The sequence below is a fragment of the Micromonospora sp. M51 genome (assembly GCF_018070305.1).
Classification (GTDB): domain Bacteria; phylum Actinomycetota; class Actinomycetes; order Mycobacteriales; family Micromonosporaceae; genus Micromonospora; species Micromonospora parva.
In genome coordinates this window covers 1-1050 of sequence record NZ_JAGPXZ010001240.1, presented here as the reverse complement: position 1 = coordinate 1050, position 1050 = coordinate 1, and the positions used below count along the sequence as shown (strand labels likewise).

Annotated in this window: 1 pseudogene; it reads right to left on the bottom strand. The window is 79.1% G+C overall.

Going from position 1 to position 1050, the window contains the following annotated elements:
* Nucleotides 1–1050, bottom strand: a pseudogene (locus tag KBX53_RS33970) (primosomal protein N'); the annotation flags it as partial.

Below are 1050 nucleotides of genomic sequence, written 5' to 3'. Positions count from 1 at the left end.
GCGAGCTGGTGGCAGTTGTCGACCAGCGCGGGGTCCTCCCGCGCCAGCCGGCGTTTGGTGCCGCTCAGCGCCGCCAGCCAGCGGCGCAGCGCCTCCTCACCGGCGCGCAGGTCGGCCCGGGTCAGCAGGGCCCACGAGTCGAGCAGCAGCACCGCGCCGTAGCCTCCCTCGGCGACCGGCTCGGCGCCCGGCGTGGCCACCACCAGGGCGGCACCACCGGGTACGTCGGTCAGCACCTCCTCGCGCCCCGAGGTGCGCACCGGGACGCCGGGGAACGCCCGGCCCAGCTCCTCGGCGGTGCGCCGGGCGCCGGTGACCGCGGCCCGCAGCCGCCGCCCACCGCACTGCGGGCAGGCGTACGCGGCCGCCACCCGGGCGCACCACCGGCAGGCCGGGGTGCCGCCGGCGGAGGGCAGCGCGAGCGGGCCGGAGCAGTGCACGCAGCGGGCCGGAGTGCGGCACTCGGCGCAGGAGATCGACGGCAGGTAGCCACGTCGGGGCACCTGCACCAGCACCGGCAGGTCCTGGCGGAGCGCGTCGCGGGCGGCCGTCCAGGCCAGGCTGGGCAGTCGGGCGGTGGCCGCCCCGGGGTCACGGGCCAGTTGGGGGTCGTCCCCGGTCGGCGCGATGGCCGGGACCCGCGCCCGCACGGTGCTCCGGTCGGCGACCACCTCCCGCGCCCAACCGGTCTCCACCAGCAGCTGCCCCTCGGCCGTGCGGGCGTACCCGCCGACCAGCGCGCCGGCCTCGGCGAGGTGGACGCGGGTGAGCAGCACGTCGCGGGCGTGCGGGTAGGGCGCCCGGGGCTCGGAGTGCAGGTCGTCACCGTCGTCCCAGATGGCGACGAGGCCGAGTCGGGCCACCGGGGCGAACATCGCCGCCCGGGTGCCGATCACCACCGGCACCTGGCCCCGGCGAGCGGCGAGGAACGCCCGGTACCGCCGGGCCGGGCCGAGGGCCGCGGAGAGGCTGACGTGCCGCCCCGGGCCGAGCACTGTGGTGAGCGCGGCGTCGAGCCGGTCGAGGTCCCGTGCGTCGGGCACCACGACC